Here is a 16,942-nt window from a genome sequence, read left to right on the forward strand (position 1 = left end):
GAGAAACGTTATATTGTAACTATAGAAAATCGTTTCACCAAAATATTAGGAGGACTGGAAAGGAAGGAGTAGCTATGAAATCACTGAATTTTATGTATCCTGAGGCCCGCAAAGTGGAAATCTGGGAACAGGATGTGGCTCCCATGGGGGAGAACGACGTTCTTTGCCAAGCTGAAACGTCCCTCATGTCGGTGGGTACGGAGATTATCTGCCTAAGGGGCATCTTCGATCCCGGCACCAACTGGTATGACTGGGTTAAATATCCCTTCACCCCCGGCTACAGCATGGTGGCGAAGATTCTGGAGACGGGCAAAGGGGTGACGAAGTTCAAGGCGGGCGACCGGGTCTTCGTGCCTGCCAAGCACCATCAGTATTTTGTGGCCTCCGAGGACCGTTTGGACCCCATCCCCGAGGAAATATCCTCGGAAGAGGCGGCCTGGACGGAGATCGGCCGCATCACCAGCAACGGCATCCGCAAGCTGCAGGTGCAGATGGGCGACTTTGTGGTGATGATCGGCGCGGGCATCATCGGCCAGATGGCCATGCAGTTTGCGAAGGTCTGCGGCGCCACCCGCATCGTGTGCATTGACACCGATCCCCTGGATTTCCGGCTGAAAAAGGCCAAGGAGCTCGCCGCCACGGACACCCTGCGCATGAAGGCGATCGACGCGGCGGACATCATCCGGGAAATGACGGACGGCAGAATGGCGGACGTGGTCATCGATGCGACCGGCCATCCGGAGACGCTGGCCCAGGCCTGCGTGCTCACCCGCAAGTACGGCAAGCTGCTCATTCTGGGCGACTGCCCCACCCCCTCCAAGCAGCCGCTGGGACCGGGCGTGATCTCCAATTTCCTCAATCTGTACGGCGTACATTCCAGCACCCTGGCGGACACGTACAACTGGTTCTATCCCTACACCCCCTCCACCAGCCGCAAGATCATCCACGACCTCATGCTGCAGGGCCGGCTCAACGTGAAGGATCTCATCACCCGCAGGGCGGATCCCCGGGAGGCTCCGGAAATCTACATGGGCATGGTGGACGGCGTTCGTCCCGAACTGGGCGTCATCTACGACTGGAACAAACTCTATCAATAATAAAGGAGAAGAGGCCGGAGACGGCCTCTTTTTTATGCCCAAACCGCAAATGGTTTTTCCCGCCGGGATGTGCTATAATCTAACCCATAACCTGAAGGGAGGGTGTGGATGAAAAAGTATGACTGGGTTCTAAAGAACGGCCGGTACCTTGCAGGGGACAAGCTCATCTGGGGTGAGATCGCCCTCAGCGGCGGGCGGATTGCCGCCCTTTCGGAGAATCTTTCCGGGGAGCGGGAGCTGGACCTTCAGGGCGGCATCGTGGTTCCCACCCTGATCGACGGGCACATCCACCTGGAGTCGGCCATGGTTTCCCCGGCGGAATTTGCGCGCACAGTGCTGCCCCACGGCACCGGCGCGGTGGTTGCCGATCCCCATGAGATCGCCAACGTTCTTGGCACAAAGGGTCTTGATTATATGCTGGCCGCCACGGAAGGCCTGCCGGTGGACGTGTATTTCATGCTGCCTTCCTGTGTGCCCGCGGCGCCGGGTGAGGAGAACGGCGCCACCCTCACGGCGGCGGACCTCAGGCCCTATCTTGACCATCCCCGGGTGCTGGGTCTTGGCGAGGTGATGGACGTGGGGAGCGTGGTGAAGGGCGATCCGGACATGCTGGAAAAGCTTGCGGACGCCAAGGCGGCGGGCAAGCGGATCGACGGCCACGCGCCGGGCGTGACGGGGGAGATCCTCGCCGCTTACGCGGCGGCGGGGGTGACTTCCGATCACGAGTGCACGAACCTGGCCGAGGCTAGGGAGAAGCTGGACGCCGGTATGTGGATCATGATTCGGGAGGGCACGGCGGCCCGAAACATGGAGGCGCTGGCCGGTCTGATGGCCGAGGACCCGGGCAGGATCATGCTGGTCACCGATGACAAACATCCCGGCGACCTGATCGCCGGTCATTTGGACGCCAATATCCGAAAGGCGGCGGCGCTGGGAGCGGACCCGGCGCGGGCGACCGCGCTGGTCACGGCGAGGCCGGCGGAATATTTCGGACTTGAGCATCTCGGCGCCATTGCGCCGGGCAGGGAGGCCAGCTTTCTCATCACTTCGGACCTCGCGGAAATGGAGGTTATGGAGGTGTGGAAGCGGGGCAGGAAGGTCTATGACCGGCAGAGGGGTGTGCTGCCCTTCCGGGAGCCGGAGATCCCGGCGGAGCTTTGCCGAAGGGCGGAGAACACCTTCCATCTTGCGCCCCTGACCCCGGCGGATTTCGATATGTCCGCCGAGCCGGAGGGGCCGGTGATCGGTCTGGTGCCGGGGGAGATCATCACGAGGAAGCTTCCCGCCGCCGCGAAGGAGGCGCGGAACGCGCTGGCCGTGGTGGAGCGCCACAAAAACACCGGACATATCGGCCGGGCCTGGATCACGGGCTATGGCCTTCGGCGGGGCGCCGTGGCCACCACGGTGGCCCATGACAGCCACAACCTGATCGTGGCGGGCGCCTCCCCGGAGGAGATGGCCCTCGCCGCCGAGACCGTGCGTAAAAGCGGCGGCGGTCTGGCGGTGGTGGCGGGGGAGCGGGTGCTGGGCCACCTGGCCCTGCCGGTGGCGGGCATCATGAGCCGGCTCACCGCCGCCGAGGCGGAAGCCGGCCTGGAGGCGCTGCGCCACATGGCCCGGGAGCTGGGCGTGTCCCCGGATATCGATCCGTTCATGACTCTGGCTTTTGTGAGCCTTCCGGTCATTCCCGCCCTGCGCCTCACCTGCGGCGGCCTGGTGGAATGCTGACCCGGCATGGCGGTCCATGCGCCCACAAGATCCCTTCCCTGTCGAAAAGGACAAGGAAGGGATACTTTTTTGTCCGATTGTGGAATACCATACCTGGAGGGGGGATAAGGTATGCGTATCATTCGCATCTACAATCGAAAGAAAGCCATCGCCGTGCTGTGCCTTGTGGGCGTTTTGGCCGTGGCCGTGGTGGGCGGTCTGGTATGGGGCGGAACCGCCGTGGTGGGCGCCTTTGCCGCCGAACGGGAGCTGCCTATCTACGGCGTGAACCGCCAGGACAACAAGATTGCCATCAGCTTTGACGCGGCCTGGGGCTCGGAAAAGACCGAGGGCATCATGGATATTCTGGAGGAGCACGGCGTTCGCGCCACTTTCTTTTTGGTGGGGTTCTGGGTGGATGCCTATCCGGAAAAGACGCAGGCCATCGCGGCGCGGGGCCATGAGATCGGCAACCATTCCACCGATCACCCGGAGATGTCCAAACTTTCGGAGGAGCAGATCCGCATGGAGCTCAACACCACCTCCGAGAAGATCGAGGCGCTGACCGGCGTGCGGCCGGTGCTCTTCCGGCCGCCCTTCGGCGACTACAACAACCGGCTCATCCGCACCGCTAAGGCCGAGGGCTATATTCCCATCCAATGGTCCGTGGACAGTCTGGACTGGAAGAATCTTGGGGTGGACCCGTTGGTGCGGCGGGTGACGGAGAATGTGGAGAGCGGATCCATCATCCTTTGCCACAACAATTCCGATTACATTCTGGAGGCCCTGCCCCAGATTTTGGACTACTGTCAAAGCAAGGGATACGAATTCGTGCCCATTTCAGAGCTCATCTACCCCGGGGAATGCGCCATTGACAATGCGGGCATGCAGCAGCCTCCCGAGCCTTGACGGCGGGGGGCTTGAATTTGCGGAGTTGAAATGATAAAATGCTGGGACATCGCACTTTTTATTCAAGGAGGCGGGTCCCATGAAAATTGCAGTCCTGGGCTACAGCGGTTCGGGCAAGTCCACACTGGCGGGGAGGCTGGGGGAATACTTTCAGGTGCCGGTGCTCCATCTGGACGCGGTAAACTTCCTGCCCCATTGGCAGGAACGGGATGAAGAGGAAGGCCGGGCCATGGTGCGCGCCTTTATGGAGAGGGACGGCTGGGTGATCGATGGCAACTACCGGCGCTTCCTGCAGGCGGAGCGGCTGGCGGCGGCGGATTGGATCATCTTCATGGATTTTCCAAGGCGGGTGTGCTTCTACCGGGCCTTTCGACGGTATCTCACCTTCCGGGGACGGGTGCGGGACAGCATTGCGGAAGGCTGTGAGGAAAAGTTTGATTGGACCTTCGCCAAATGGATCCTGGTGGATGGCCGGAAACGGCGGGTGCGGGAGAACTACCGCGCCATCTGTGAAAAGTATGGGGAAAAGACCACCGTCTGCCGATCCTCAAGGGATGTGGGACGCCTGTGGAAAACCTTGGAGGACGCACGTTAGTGCGTCCTTTTTGCGTCTGGGCATGGGGGTTGACGGAAGGGGATGCCCGTGGTAGGATAAGTATGAAAAGTATGATTAGTTTAAAATGTTGAACGGAGGCGGTAACATGGCGGCCACGGGAAAGTATGCTTGGACGGCCAAGGTGGGGGAGAAGGGCCAAATTGTTATTCCCAAGGAGGCGCGGGAGGTCTTTGACATCCACCCGGGGGATACGGTGCTGCTCCTTGGGGACGTGAATCAGGGGATCGCCATCGTGCGGAACGATCAGTTCCTGCAGTTTGCCCAAGCGGTGCTGAAGGCTCAGCAGCCTCAGGAGGAGGAGCCATGAACGGGGTGGAGGCGTCGGGCCTCACCAAGCGCTATAAGGAGCGGACGGCGGTGGATGCTCTCAGCTTTGCCATTGGCGAGGGGGAGATGTTCGCGCTTTTAGGACAGAACGGCGCCGGCAAGACCACCACCATCAAGATGCTGTGCGGGCTGGTTCGGCCCACGGCGGGGGAAGCGAGGGTGATGGGTCATGATGTGGTGCGGGAGACGGCGGCGGTGAAGGCGATCCTCAACGTATCCCCCCAGGAGACGGCGGTGGCGGCCAAGCTCACCGTGCGGGAAAATCTGGAGCTCATTGCCAGGATCTACGGCCTGAGCAGAGCGGAGGCGAAGGCGCGGGCTGAAGAGATGCTGCGGGTCTTCGCCCTGACCGAACGGGCGGGGGACCGGGCGAAGAAGCTTTCCGGCGGCATGCAGCGCCGGCTCAGTATCGCCATGGCGCTGATATCCCGGCCTGCGGTGCTCTTCCTTGACGAACCCACGCTGGGCCTGGACGTACGGGCCCGGCGGGCCTTGTGGAAGCTGATTGAGGAACTGAAGGGCAGGATCACCATTGTGCTGACCACCCACTACCTGGAGGAGGCGGAGGCTTTGGCCGACCGCATCGGTATTCTGAGCGGCGGGAGGATGAAGGCGCTGGGCACGGCGGCGGAAATCGAGGCGGCAACCGGCACGGCCAGCCTGGAGGAAGCCTTTTTGGCCCTGACGGAAGAGGAGGCGACGGCATGAGATTTATGGCGTTTGCGGCACGGAACCGCAGGGAACTCATGCGGGACCCGCTCAGCCTCATCTTTGGCGTGGGCTTTCCCGTGGTGCTGATCCTGCTGATCACGCTGATGAACCGCAGCATCGAGGGCATGCCCGCCGAGATTTTCGGCATTCAGGATTTTGCGCCGGGCATGGCTATTTTCGGTCTTTCCTTCATCTCGCTGTTTTTGGGCACGCTCATTGCCGGCGACCGCAGCAGCTCCTACCTGATGCGTCTTTTCGCCTCGCCCCTCACCGGCCTTGATTACATCCTGGGCTATTCCCTGCCCCTCGTGCCCATCGCTGTCGTGCAAAGTGCGGTGTGCTTTGCAGTGGCCGCGCTGTTCGGTTTTCCGGTGAACATCCGTCTTTTTTGGGCCATGCTCACTTTGCTGCCCACCGCGCTTTTGTTCATTGCTTTTGGCATCCTGATGGGCGTGTGGCTCACCGACAAACAGGTGGGCGGCTTTGCATCCATTTTGGTGAACGTGGCGGCCTGGCTCAGCGGCACCTGGTTCAGCTTGGACCTCATCGGCGGAGCTTTCAAGACGGTGTGCAATCTGCTTCCCTTCGCCCACGGAGTGGCCATGACCAAGGCGGCGGTGAACGGCGATTTTGCCGCCATCTGGCCCAATCTTCTGTGGGTTGCAGGATACGCTGCGGTCATCTATTTATTGGCCGTGCTGTCCTTCCAGAGGAGGATGAGGAGCTAGAGCACCCCACAGGCATATGTTTTGTCCCATCCGCATAGGCTGTTACAAATAACAGCGGTGTGGAGGGGACGAAATGTACGAGAGAAACAGTATCGTTTTGCAGGGGACCTTGGTCGAAACGCCAGCTTTCAGCCACCGGGTCTATGGCGAGGGGTTCTATGAATTGAGGATGGAGGTCCCGCGCCTGTCCGGCCAGGTGGACCTCCTGCCGCTCACCGTGTCCGAGCGCATGATGGAAGGCGTGGATCTTTCCCCGGGCAGGGAAATGGGCGTGTCCGGCCAGGTCCGCTCCTACAACAAGATCCTCAAGGGCGTGAGCCGCCTCATCATCACCGTGTTCGTGCGGGATTTTTTGGAGCCGGGAGGCACGGCGGTGAATCAGGTGGAGCTGACGGGAACTTTATGTAAACCTCCTGTCTATCGCATGACCCCGCTGAACCGGGAGATCTCCGATCTTCTTCTCGCGGTGAACCGCCTTGGAAACAAGAGCGATTATATTCCTTCCATCGCCTGGGGCCGAAACGCCCGGTTTGCCGGCGGTCTCAAGGTGGGGGAGCATATCCATCTTGAGGGCAGGCTGCAAAGCCGCGTCTATCAAAAGGTGCTGGAGGACCGGGTGGTGGAGCGCACCGCCTATGAAGTGTCCGTATCCTATCTGCAGCTCCTGGAGGAGAATGAACTCTAAAAAAAGCCGAAAGGCTTTTTTTCTATTCTTTTGCGCTTTTCTATGATAAAATGAGAACATACGAAAGGCGCGGGAGGGAAAGCCATGTATGAATCAAAGCTTAAAAGCGAAGAGCTGACGAGCCTGTTTGAGGCGGTGCTCAAACTTCAGGATATGGAGGACTGCTATCGCTTTTTTGAGGACCTCTGCACGGTCCACGAGCTGCATTCCCTGGCCCAGCGGCTGGAGGTGGCCAAGATGCTTCGGGAGAAGGTCATCTACCAGGAGATCGCCGACAAGACCGGGGCCAGCACGGCCACCATCAGCCGGGTGAACCGTTCGCTGCTGTACGGCGCGGACGGCTATCTTCGGGTGCTGGACCGTCTGGACGGGAAGAAAAAACAGTAGGGGGAACCCATGGAATTAACGCAATTGAATGAACCACAAAGACAAGCGGTGCTCCAGATGAATGGGCCGCTTTTGATTATTGCCGGCGCGGGGTCGGGCAAGACCCGGGTCCTCACCTACCGGATCGCCCATCTCATGGAGGAGGGGGTGAGCCCCTACCAGATCCTTGCCATCACCTTCACCAACAAGGCGGCCCGGGAGATGAAAACCAGGATCGAGGCGCTGGTGCCCGGCGATGGGGAAAAGGTGTGGGCGGGTACCTTCCACTCGGTGTGCGTGCGCATTCTCCGCCGGGAAATCCACCAGATCGGCTATGAGCGGAGCTTCACCATCTACGACAGCGACGACCAGACCCGGCTGGTGACCGCTATCATGAAGGATCTGGACATCGGCCGGGACATCACGCCCCGGGAGGTGAGGTCAAAGATTTCCGAGGCCAAGAACAACCTGGTGGGCCCGGACGAGTTCTTTGACCACTTCGAGCGGGATTTCCGAAGGGAGAAGATCCAGCGAGTGTACCGGGTGTACGAGAAGCGGCTCAAGGAGAGCAACGCCCTTGATTTTGACGACCTTCTGGTGAAAACCCTGGAGGTCTTTTCCGCTTACCCCGATGTTTTAAGCTACTATCAGGAACGCTTTCGCTACATATTGGTGGACGAGTACCAGGACACCAACCCGGTGCAGTACATGCTGGTCAAACTCCTGGCGGCGAGGTACAGGAACCTCTGTGTGGTGGGCGACGATGACCAGAGCATCTACGGCTGGCGGGGCGCGGACATCAAGAACATTCTCGGCTTCAACAAGGATTTTCCGGAAGCGGTGACCATCCGCCTCGAGCAGAACTACCGCTCCACCCAGAAGATTCTGGATGCGGCCAACCATATCATCCAGCACAATGCCCGCCGCAAGGAGAAGAAGCTTTGGACGGACCGGGGCGAGGGACAGAAGCTCCGTTTCTACCGGGGCGACAACGAGCACGACGAGGCGGAGTACATCGCCTCGGAGATCGCCCGGCTCTCCCGGGAGAAAGCCTGCACCTATGGCGGGATGGCGGTGCTCTACCGCATGAACGCCCAGTCCCGCGTGCTGGAGGAGATGCTGATGCGCTTTGGCATCCCCTACCGCATCTACGGCGGCACAAGGTTCTACGAACGCAAGGAGGTCAAGGACGCCCTCGCCTACCTTCGGGCGGTGGTCAATCCCGCCGACGAGATCAGTCTCACTCGCATCATCAACGAGCCCAAGCGGGGCATCGGTCAAAGCACCGTGGCCCAGCTCGCGGCGATGGCTGAGGAGCAGGCGGAGACGCTGTTCGGGGTGGTTGTGGACATCGACGGGGAAACCGGCCTTCCCGCCCGGGCCAAACAGAAGGTGGGGGAGTTCGCTGAGCTCATCACCGCCCTTTTGATGGACAAGGAACAGCTTCCCCTCTCCGAATTTGTGGAGACCATGCTGCAAAAGACCGGGCTTTGGGCACAATACGAGAAGGACCCTTCCGATGAGGCGCAGACCCGGCTGGAAAATCTGAAGGAGCTTTTGGGCGCGGTGCAGGAGTTTGAGAAATCAGACGAGACGGCCACGCTGGAGAGCTTTTTGGAGAACGTGGCCCTGGTGAGCGATATCGATGGGCTGGAGGAAGTACCTCAGGCCGTATCCCTTCTGACCCTGCACAGCGCCAAGGGGCTGGAGTTCCCGGTGGTGTTCATCGCCGGCATGGAGGAGGGCATCTTCCCCATGAGCCGGGCGATGACCGACGATGATCAGATGGAGGAGGAGCGGCGACTTTGTTATGTGGGCGTCACCCGTGCCGAGGACCAGCTCTATCTCACCTGCGCCCAGCAGCGGATGCTCATGGGCATGACCCAGTACAATCCGCCCTCCCGCTTCCTCGCGGAAATCCCGGGGGAGCTCATCGAGGGCAGACTGGTCCGCAGCCAGCCCGCCAAAGTGAAAACGGACAGGATGCCCGCCTTCACCCCGAGCTTCATGAAGAAGCCGAAGAACGACGCGGTGTACGCCATGGGCATGAAGGTGGAGCATCAAAAGTTCGGGCGGGGCACGGTGATCGCCATCACCGGCCATGGCGAGGAAGCCCTGGTCACGGTGGCCTTTGAAGGGCAGGGCGTGAAGAAACTGATGGCTTCCCTGGCGCCCATGAAGCCGGTCCAATAAATTTTGCCGAGGTGTTTGAATCGTGAATGCCATGAAACGGATGGCCGAGCTGGTGGAGCAGCTGAACGACTTTGCCTATCGCTATTATGTGCTGGACGACCCCGCGGTGAGCGACGGGGAATACGATAAGCTCTTTGATGAGCTCAAAAGGCTGGAGGAGGAAACGGGCGAGGTACTGCCCGCGTCGCCCACCCTGCGGGTGGGCGGAGAACCGCTCACAAACTTCGTGCCCCACCGCCATCTGGCGGCCCTCTACAGCATGGATAAGTCCAAGACCTTCGAGGAGATCGCCGCGTGGGAGGAACGCATCCGGCGGCTGGCGCCGGACGCCGGGGAGATCGCATACACGGCGGAATACAAGCTGGATGGGCTCACCATCAACCTCACTTATGACAATGGAGAGCTGGTGAACGCCGCCACCCGGGGCAACGGCGTGGTGGGCGAGACCATTCTGGAACAGGTCAAAACCATCCGCTCCATTCCCCTCACCATCCCCTTCAAGGGGCGCATGGAGGTGCAGGGGGAGGGCATCATGCGGCTGTCCCAGCTGGAAGCGTACAACAGGGCCGCCGCCGAGCCCCTGAAGAACGCCCGGAACGGCGCGGCGGGCGCCCTCCGCAACCTCGATCCCAAGGTGACCGCCAGCCGGCATCTCAGCGCCTTCTTCTACAGCGTGGGCTACATCGAGGGGAGGAGCTTTGAAACCCAGCGGGAGATGATGGACTTTATCCGGGAGAACCGCCTGCCCACCTCCCCCTACTTCAAGGTGCTGCACACCCTGGAGGAGGCCTACGATGTCTTTGAGGAGGTGCGGGAAGCCCGGCCCGCTCTTGATTTTCTCATCGACGGCGTGGTGCTGAAGGTGGACAGCATTCCCCTTCAGGGGCGCCTTGGCTACACCCATCGGTTTCCCCGCTGGGCCATGGCCTTTAAGTTTGAAGCGGAGGAGGCCACCACCACCATCGTTGATGTGACCTGGGAGGTGGGCCGCACGGGCAAGCTCACGCCCCTCGCCCATCTTGAACCGGTGGACATCGGCGGGGTGACGGTGAAGCGGGCGACCCTGAACAACGCCGGGGACATTCTGCGCAAGAGGGCGGCCGTGGGACGCCGCATGTTTGTGCGGCGCAGCAACGACGTGATCCCGGAGATCCTGGGACCCGCCGGGGAGGACGAGGGCGAGGTCCGGCCCATTGAAACGCCCACCCACTGCCCCTACTGCCACAGCCCGGTGATGGAAAAGGGCGCGAATCTTTTCTGCATCAATTCGCTGAACTGCCGTCCCCAGCTGGTGGCGCGGCTCGCCCATTTCGCCAGCCGGGACGCCATGGACATTGAAACCTTCAGCGAGAAGACGGCGGAGCTTTTCGTGGATGAGCTCCAGATGACGGACATCAGCGAACTCTACGGCCTCAAACGGGAGGACCTATTGCAGCTGGAGGGGTTCAAGGACAAGCGGGCGGACAACCTGATCCTCGCCATTGCGGGGAGCCGGAACATTCCTCTCGAGCGTTTCGTCTATGCCCTTGGCATTCCGAACGTGGGCCGCAAGACGGCGCGGGACCTGGCGGAGCGGTTTGAAAGCCTGGAGGCCCTCATGGAGGCGGACGCCGAGACTCTGGCAGCCGTGGAGGGCGTGGGACCGGTGGTGGCGGAGAGCATTCGGGATTTCTTTGGCGAGGAGAACATCCGCTCCAGCATCCGCCGTATGCTGGAAGCGGGGGTTACGCCCTTCTATGAAAGGGCGGAGGCTGTGGGCCCCTTCGCCGGCAGGAAGGTGGTGCTGACCGGGAGCCTCGAACGCTTCACGCGGGGCGAGGCTGAGGAACTGATCGAGAGCCTGGGGGGCGAGACGGCCTCCTCGGTGTCGAAGAACGTGGACCTTGTGATCGCCGGGGAGAAGGCGGGCAGCAAGCTGGCCAAGGCGGAGAAGCTCGGCATCGAGGTGTGGGACGAGGAGACCTTCCTCAGGCATCTTCCGAACCGGGAATAGGACGGCGAAAAGCCCTGCCTTCCGGGGGCGGCTGTCATTTGGACTAGGAAAATGGATGGCATTATGCTATAATAAATTGTTAATGATAAAATCGCTAAGGGGGGACTTCCCATGCAGAGCATGACCGGATACGGCCGGGCCAGCGCCGCGGCGGATGGCCGGGAGATCACCGTGGAACTCAAGAGCGTCAACCACCGATTCCTCGACATCAACATCCGGCTGTACCGAAGTCTGGGCTTTTTGGAGGATACCATCCGAACAAAGCTGCAGGGCGCCCTGTCCCGAGGCCATGTGGACGTCTACCTGCAATATAAAAATACCCGGGAGGACGCCCGGGACGTGACCTTGAACGAGGCGCTGGCCTCCGCCTACAAAAGGGCCTTCGACAAGGCCGCCGAAGTGAGCGGCCTTTCGTCCGATATCGCCCTGTCCCATCTCATCGCCCAGCCCGACGTGCTCACGCTGAGCGAACGGGAGGAGGACCAGGAGGCGGTGAAGGCGCTCCTGATGGAAGCGCTGGGCAAAGCTTTGACGGAGCTCATCGCCATGCGGGGCGCGGAAGGGGAGCGGATGAAGAACGATCTTCTCGCCCACGCGGAGCTGCTGGAAGAAATCGTGGGGAAAACCGCGGCGCTGGCGCCGGGCGTGGTCACCGAATACCGCGACCGCCTGCGCCAGAGGATGGAGGAGCTTTTAAAGGAAGTGCCGCTGGACGAGGCGCGGCTGGTGAACGAGGTGGCCTTCTTTGCCGACCGGTGCGCCATCGACGAGGAACTGGCCCGGCTCCGAAGCCATATCGAGCAGTTCCGGGACATGCTCTTGGAGGAGCAGCCGGTGGGCCGGAAGCTTGATTTCATCGTGCAGGAAATGAACCGGGAGATGAACACCATCGCCTCCAAGGCGTCGAACAAGGACGTGACCGCCCAGGCCGTGGAGGGCAAAAGCGAGATCGAAAAGCTGCGCGAACAGGTGCAGAACATCGAATAAGACCATAAGGAGGGTCCATGGACGTAAAGCTGATCAATATCGGATTTGGCAACATGATTTCCGCCGGCCGGATGGTGGCGGTGGTGGGGCCGGAATCGGCGCCGGTGAAACGGCTGGTTCAGGAGGCCAGGGAGCGGGGTATGCTGATCGATGCCACCGTGGGCCGCAAGACCCGTGCCGTGATGATGATGGACAGCGGGCATATCGTTCTTAGCACCTCCCATCCCAGCACCATCCAAAACCGGGTCAACGCCGCCGAGGAGGAGGGGGAATGAGCGTGAAGGGACTTTTGATCGTGGTGTCCGGCCCGTCCGGCGCCGGCAAGGGCACGGTGATGAAGGGCATCCTGGAAAGGGACCCGAACATCCGCCTGTCCATATCCGCCACCACCCGGCGCCCCCGGGAGACGGAACAGGACGGGGTGCACTACTTTTTTAAGACCAGGGAGGAATTCCTGGCCCTCGTTGACAAAAAGGGCTTTTTGGAATATGCTCAAGTTTACGATCAGTACTATGGCACCCCACGGGCCTTCGTGGAGGAGCAGCTGGACGCGGGTCGGGACGTGCTGCTGGAGATCGACGTTCAGGGGGGAATGAACGTCAAGAAGGCCTTTCCCGAGGCCGTGACCGTGTTCCTCGCGCCGCCGTCCATGACGGAGCTGGAACGGCGCATCCGCTTTGCCGATACCGGTACCCGGGACAACATCGAGACCCGGCTGGAATGGGCCAGGCAGGAGATCGCCCAGATTCCCCGCTATGGGTACTGCATTGTGAACGACGATATCAATGGGTCGGTGGAAGCCCTCGCCGCCATCATTCGGGCGGAGAAGCTGGCTTGCTGGCGCCGGCCGGAGCTCACACAAAATATTCTTGAAGGAGCGATGGATCAATGATCAATCACCCGCCGCTGACGGAACTGATGGACATGGTGGACTGCCGCTACACCCTGGTGGTGGAGACGGCCAAGCGCGCCCGCCAACTGGTGGACCAGGAGGAACGGGCCGAGGAATTCGAGGACGCCCCGCAAAAGCATGAGGTGAAAGCGGTCTCCCAGGCCGTGGAGGAGATCTACGAGGGCAAAGTGACCTATCAAAGGGTGCGGGACGGCATCAAATAAGGTGGAATGAACATGGCAAAAACGGTGGTTTTGGGCGTGACCGGCGGCATCGCGGCCTATAAGGCCTGCGAACTCACCTCCCTTTTGGTGAAGGCGGGGGTGGAGGTCTACGGTATTTTGACGGAGAATGCTGCAAAATTCGTATCGCCTATGGTTTTTGAGAGCCTCACCCGCCATGAGTGGGTGGTGGATATGTTTGAGCGGCCCAGCCATCGGGACATCGAGCACATCAGCCTGGCTCAAAGGGCGGATCTTTTTTTGATCGCGCCCGCCACGGCCAACTTCATGGCCAAGATGGCGGCGGGAATCGCCGATGATATGCTGACCACCACCGTGCTGGCAACAAAAGCGCCGGTGCTTGTGGCGCCGGCCATGAATGTGAACATGTGGGAGAACCCGGTCACCCAGCGCAACTTTGCGGATCTCAAAGGGCTGGGTGTCCATTTTGTGGAACCCGCCGTGGGACGCCTGGCCTGCGGGGACGTGGGCCGGGGCAAGCTGGCCCCGGTGGAGGAGATTTACGAGGCGGCCATGGACCTGCTGGAACCAAGAAGGGACCTTGAGGGGCTGAAGGTGCTGGTCACCGCGGGGCCCACCCGGGAGGCCATCGATCCGGTGCGCTTTATCGGGAACCATTCCTCCGGCAAGATGGGCTATGCTTTGGCGGAGCGGGCGAAGGCGCGGGGCGCGTCGGTGACGCTCATCACCGGCCCGGTGGAAATCGCGCCGCCCAGCGGGGTGACGGTGGTTCCCGTGACCACGACAGAGGAGATGCTGCAGGCGGCCAGGACGGCCTTTCCCGAGGCGGATATCACCATCAAGGCGGCCGCGCCGGCGGACTTCCGGGCGAAATATCCGAGGACCGAGAAGATCAAGAAGGAAGCGGACAGGGACGATTTCGTTCTGGAGCTGGTGAAGAACCCGGACATCGCGAAGACCCTGGGCGAGATGAAAAAGCCCGGCCAGGTGCTGGTGGGCTTCGCGGCGGAAACGGGCAGTCTTTTCACGAACGCCCGGGCCAAGGTCTTGAGCAAGCACCTGGATTTCATCGTGGCCAACGATGTGACCCGGGCGGGCGCGGGCTTTGGCACCGATACCAACATCGTGACCCTGATCGACGGGGAAGGCGATGGGGTGGAGCTGCCCCTGATGGATAAGAAGGCGGTGGCCGACCGGGTGCTGGATGAGGCGCTGGCGGTGCACCGGCGAAAGAACGGATGAACGCATTTGCCGTTTTCAAGGACACGTCCCTGAAACGGCAATTTTATTAGGGAGGGGTCAAAGACGGCTTACGCAAAGGTCATCGTGGATATCGCGAGCGCCTCGGTGGACCGGGTGTTCGACTACCGCGTTCCCTCCGCTATGCAGGAGCCGGGCTGGCGGGTGCGGGTGCCCTTCGGGCCCCGGGAGATCGAGGGCTATGTGATCGCCCTCTCCGAGACCACGGAGCTTGACAAGAGCAAGGTGCGGGACATCGCGGCGGTGCTGGATGAGACGCCGGCGCTGCTGCCGGAGATGATCGATCTGGCCCGCTGGATGCAGAAAAAGTACCATTGCCGGCTGGTGGATGCTCTGAGGCTCATGATTCCGGCCCAGATGCGGGGCGGCCGGGTGCGGGAAAAGACGGTGCGTATGGCGCGGCTGGCGGTTTCCCGGGAGACGGCCCTCGCCGAGGCGGAGCGTCTCTCGCGGCGGGCGCCGGTGCAGGCGGCCATCCTGAAGACGCTGGCGGAGGGGGATAAGACCCTGGCCGCTCTCGCCGAAATGCACGCCTCGGCAAACTCGGCAGCAAGAGCGCTTTCAAGTAAGGGCTTACTAGCCTTCGAGAACAAGCCTATACGGCGTATGCCCTATCAAAGTTTAATGGGGGATGGCAGCGAGGCGCTGGAGCTTTTGCCCGCCCAGCGGGCGGCGGCGGATCAAATCGGGGCGGCCCTTCGCGGGGAGCCGGGAGCGCCCTTCCTCATCCGCGGCATCACGGGCAGCGGAAAGACGGAGGTCTACTTTGAGTCCATTGCCGAGACGCTGAAACTGGGCAGGTCCGCCATCGTGCTGGTGCCGGAGATCTCCCTCACCCCCCAGATGGTGCAGCGGTTCACCCGGCGTTTCGGCCCCCTCTGTGCGGTGCTTCACAGCCGCCTTTCGGTGGGCGAGCGCTACGATGAGTGGCAGCGCATCCGCGCCGGGGAGGCCCGGGTGGTGATCGGCGCCCGGTCGGCCGTGTTTGCGCCGGCGGAGCGGCTGGGCCTCATCGTGGTGGACGAGGAACACGAGCTCAGCTACCGTTCGGAGACCCAGGTACGCTACGATGCGGTGGAGGTGGCGGAGGCGCGCTGCGCCATGGCGGGCGCCGTGCTGGTCATGGGCAGCGCCACCCCCAGCATTGTCCGCTTCCACGGGGCGGAGTCGGGAAAATACCGGCTCCTCACCCTGGAAAGCCGGGCCATGGGCGAACTGCCCGAGGTGACGGTGGTGGACATGTGCCAGGAACTCCTGGGAGGCAACCGCTCCATCTTCAGCCGCACCCTTTACCGGCGGCTCAAGGGCTGCCTGGACCGGAAGGAGCAGGCCATCCTTTTTTTGAACCGCCGGGGCTACTTCACCTTCGTTTCCTGCCGGGAGTGCGGGCATGTGATGCAGTGCGAGCACTGTGACGTGTCCCTCACCTATCACATGTCCGAGCGGAAGCTGAAATGTCATTACTGCGGCTACGAGGCCGAGCTTCCCAAGACATGCCCGGAATGTGGAAGCCCTTACATCCGCCATTTTGGCAGCGGTACGCAAAAAGTCGAAGAGGAGGTTCATAAGCTCTTTCCCGACACCCGCATTCTCCGCATGGATGCGGACACCACGGCGGGCAAGGAGGGGCATCTCAAGATTCTCTCCGCCTTTGAGAAGGGGGAAGCGGACGTTCTTATCGGCACCCAGATGGTGGCCAAGGGTCTGGACTTCCCCAGGGTCACGCTGGTGGGTGTGGTCGCCGCCGACGCCACGCTGTTCTACCCGGATTTCCGGAGCAGCGAGCGCACCTTTCAGATTCTCACCCAGGTGGCGGGCCGGTCCGGCCGGGGGGAGCGAAAGGGTTCGGTGGTGGTGCAGAGCTATCAGCCGGGCCATCCAAGCGTGCGCTATGCAAAGAATCACGATTACCTGGGTTTCTATGGCCGGGAGATCGGACAGCGGGAGCTGGGCCAGTATCCGCCCTTTGGGATGTTCGTGCGCTTCGTCTATACCGGCACGGACGGCGCGGCGTTGGCCCGGCATACCGAGACGCTGAAGGCGGCCTTCGACGGCTACTTTGAGACCCATGACAGGCCCCTGCTGCTGACGGCACGGCCCTGCCCCCGAGAGCGGATCAAAGAAAAATATCGTTACGAAGTGCTCCTGAAGCTGGCACTTCCTCTCAAAGGGGATATTTTGGAGGATTTATACCATATCTATGAACAAAACCGGGCTGCAGAAGAGTTTTCCGTGATGGAAGTGGACCCGGTTTCAATGTTATAATAA

The 16,942-nt window shown here is 61.4% G+C and carries 17 protein-coding genes; all 17 read left to right on the forward strand.

The annotated features are described in order from the left end of the window. Positions 1–74: 74 nt before the first annotated feature. On the forward strand, positions 75–1,097 hold the full coding sequence (locus tag H8696_RS02675) for a zinc-dependent alcohol dehydrogenase (protein WP_249314717.1): 1,023 nt from the start codon (positions 75–77) through the stop codon (positions 1,095–1,097). A 108-nt stretch (positions 1,098–1,205) separates the two neighbouring features. Then, positions 1,206–2,825, forward strand: coding sequence for an adenine deaminase (gene ade / locus H8696_RS02680; protein ID WP_249314718.1), 1,620 nt, complete (start codon positions 1,206–1,208; stop codon positions 2,823–2,825). A 111-nt stretch (positions 2,826–2,936) separates the two neighbouring features. After that, positions 2,937–3,713, forward strand: coding sequence for a polysaccharide deacetylase family protein (locus H8696_RS02685; protein ID WP_249314719.1), 777 nt, complete (start codon positions 2,937–2,939; stop codon positions 3,711–3,713). A gap of 79 nt (positions 3,714–3,792) precedes the next feature. Next, entirely contained in the window at positions 3,793–4,308 is a 516-nt protein-coding gene (locus tag H8696_RS02690; RefSeq protein ID WP_249314720.1) for a DNA topology modulation protein, read from the forward strand. 106 nt (positions 4,309–4,414) lie between these two features. Continuing rightward, positions 4,415–4,636: an AbrB/MazE/SpoVT family DNA-binding domain-containing protein gene (locus H8696_RS02695; RefSeq protein WP_249314721.1), complete on the forward strand. Its 222-nt coding sequence runs from the start codon at positions 4,415–4,417 to the stop codon at positions 4,634–4,636. Beyond that, complete coding sequence (locus tag H8696_RS02700) at positions 4,633–5,364, forward strand: ABC transporter ATP-binding protein (RefSeq protein WP_249314722.1); 732 nt, start codon at positions 4,633–4,635, stop codon at positions 5,362–5,364. Before H8696_RS02695 ends, H8696_RS02700 begins: the two co-directional genes overlap by 4 nt. Beyond that, the gene (locus tag H8696_RS02705; RefSeq protein ID WP_249314723.1) at positions 5,361–6,095 is read left to right on the forward strand and encodes an ABC transporter permease; all 735 of its coding nucleotides are present in this window, start codon (positions 5,361–5,363) and stop codon (positions 6,093–6,095) included. The genes H8696_RS02700 and H8696_RS02705 overlap by 4 nt, the downstream gene beginning before the upstream one ends. A 73-nt stretch (positions 6,096–6,168) precedes the next feature. Beyond that, positions 6,169–6,780, forward strand: a complete 612-nt coding sequence (locus H8696_RS02710; RefSeq protein WP_249314724.1) for a single-stranded DNA-binding protein — start codon at positions 6,169–6,171, stop codon at positions 6,778–6,780. A gap of 84 nt (positions 6,781–6,864) precedes the next feature. Then, a complete protein-coding gene (locus tag H8696_RS02715; RefSeq protein WP_249314725.1) occupies positions 6,865–7,167 on the forward strand; it encodes a YerC/YecD family TrpR-related protein in 303 nt (100 codons plus the stop codon). 9 nt (positions 7,168–7,176) lie between these two features. Beyond that, complete coding sequence (pcrA, locus tag H8696_RS02720) at positions 7,177–9,339, forward strand: DNA helicase PcrA (RefSeq protein ID WP_249314726.1); 2,163 nt, start codon at positions 7,177–7,179, stop codon at positions 9,337–9,339. Positions 9,340–9,370: 31 nt separating this feature from the next. Next, on the forward strand, positions 9,371–11,332 hold the full coding sequence (ligA, locus tag H8696_RS02725; RefSeq protein WP_283244889.1) for an NAD-dependent DNA ligase LigA: 1,962 nt from the start codon (positions 9,371–9,373) through the stop codon (positions 11,330–11,332). Positions 11,333–11,443: 111 nt separating this feature from the next. Then, a complete protein-coding gene (locus H8696_RS02730; RefSeq protein WP_249314727.1) occupies positions 11,444–12,319 on the forward strand; it encodes a YicC/YloC family endoribonuclease in 876 nt (291 codons plus the stop codon). A gap of 17 nt (positions 12,320–12,336) precedes the next feature. Next, complete coding sequence (locus tag H8696_RS02735; RefSeq protein ID WP_249314728.1) at positions 12,337–12,594, forward strand: DUF370 domain-containing protein; 258 nt, start codon at positions 12,337–12,339, stop codon at positions 12,592–12,594. Continuing rightward, a complete protein-coding gene (gmk, locus tag H8696_RS02740; RefSeq protein WP_249314729.1) occupies positions 12,591–13,211 on the forward strand; it encodes a guanylate kinase in 621 nt (206 codons plus the stop codon). The genes H8696_RS02735 and gmk overlap by 4 nt, the downstream gene beginning before the upstream one ends. Continuing rightward, entirely contained in the window at positions 13,208–13,435 is a 228-nt protein-coding gene (gene rpoZ / locus H8696_RS02745) for a DNA-directed RNA polymerase subunit omega (protein WP_283244847.1), read from the forward strand. The genes gmk and rpoZ overlap by 4 nt, the downstream gene beginning before the upstream one ends. 6 nt (positions 13,436–13,441) lie before the next feature. Continuing rightward, positions 13,442–14,656, forward strand: a complete 1,215-nt coding sequence (coaBC, locus tag H8696_RS02750; RefSeq protein WP_249314730.1) for a bifunctional phosphopantothenoylcysteine decarboxylase/phosphopantothenate--cysteine ligase CoaBC — start codon at positions 13,442–13,444, stop codon at positions 14,654–14,656. Between the two features lie 84 nt (positions 14,657–14,740). Further along, positions 14,741–16,939 (forward strand): replication restart helicase PriA, encoded by a 2,199-nt coding sequence (gene priA, locus H8696_RS02760; protein ID WP_330605289.1) that lies wholly within the window; start codon positions 14,741–14,743, stop codon positions 16,937–16,939. Positions 16,940–16,942 lie beyond the last annotated feature (3 nt).

It is taken from the genome of Gehongia tenuis, assembly GCF_014384795.1.
In the GTDB taxonomy this organism is placed as follows: Bacteria; Bacillota; Clostridia; order Christensenellales; family NSJ-53; genus Gehongia; species Gehongia tenuis.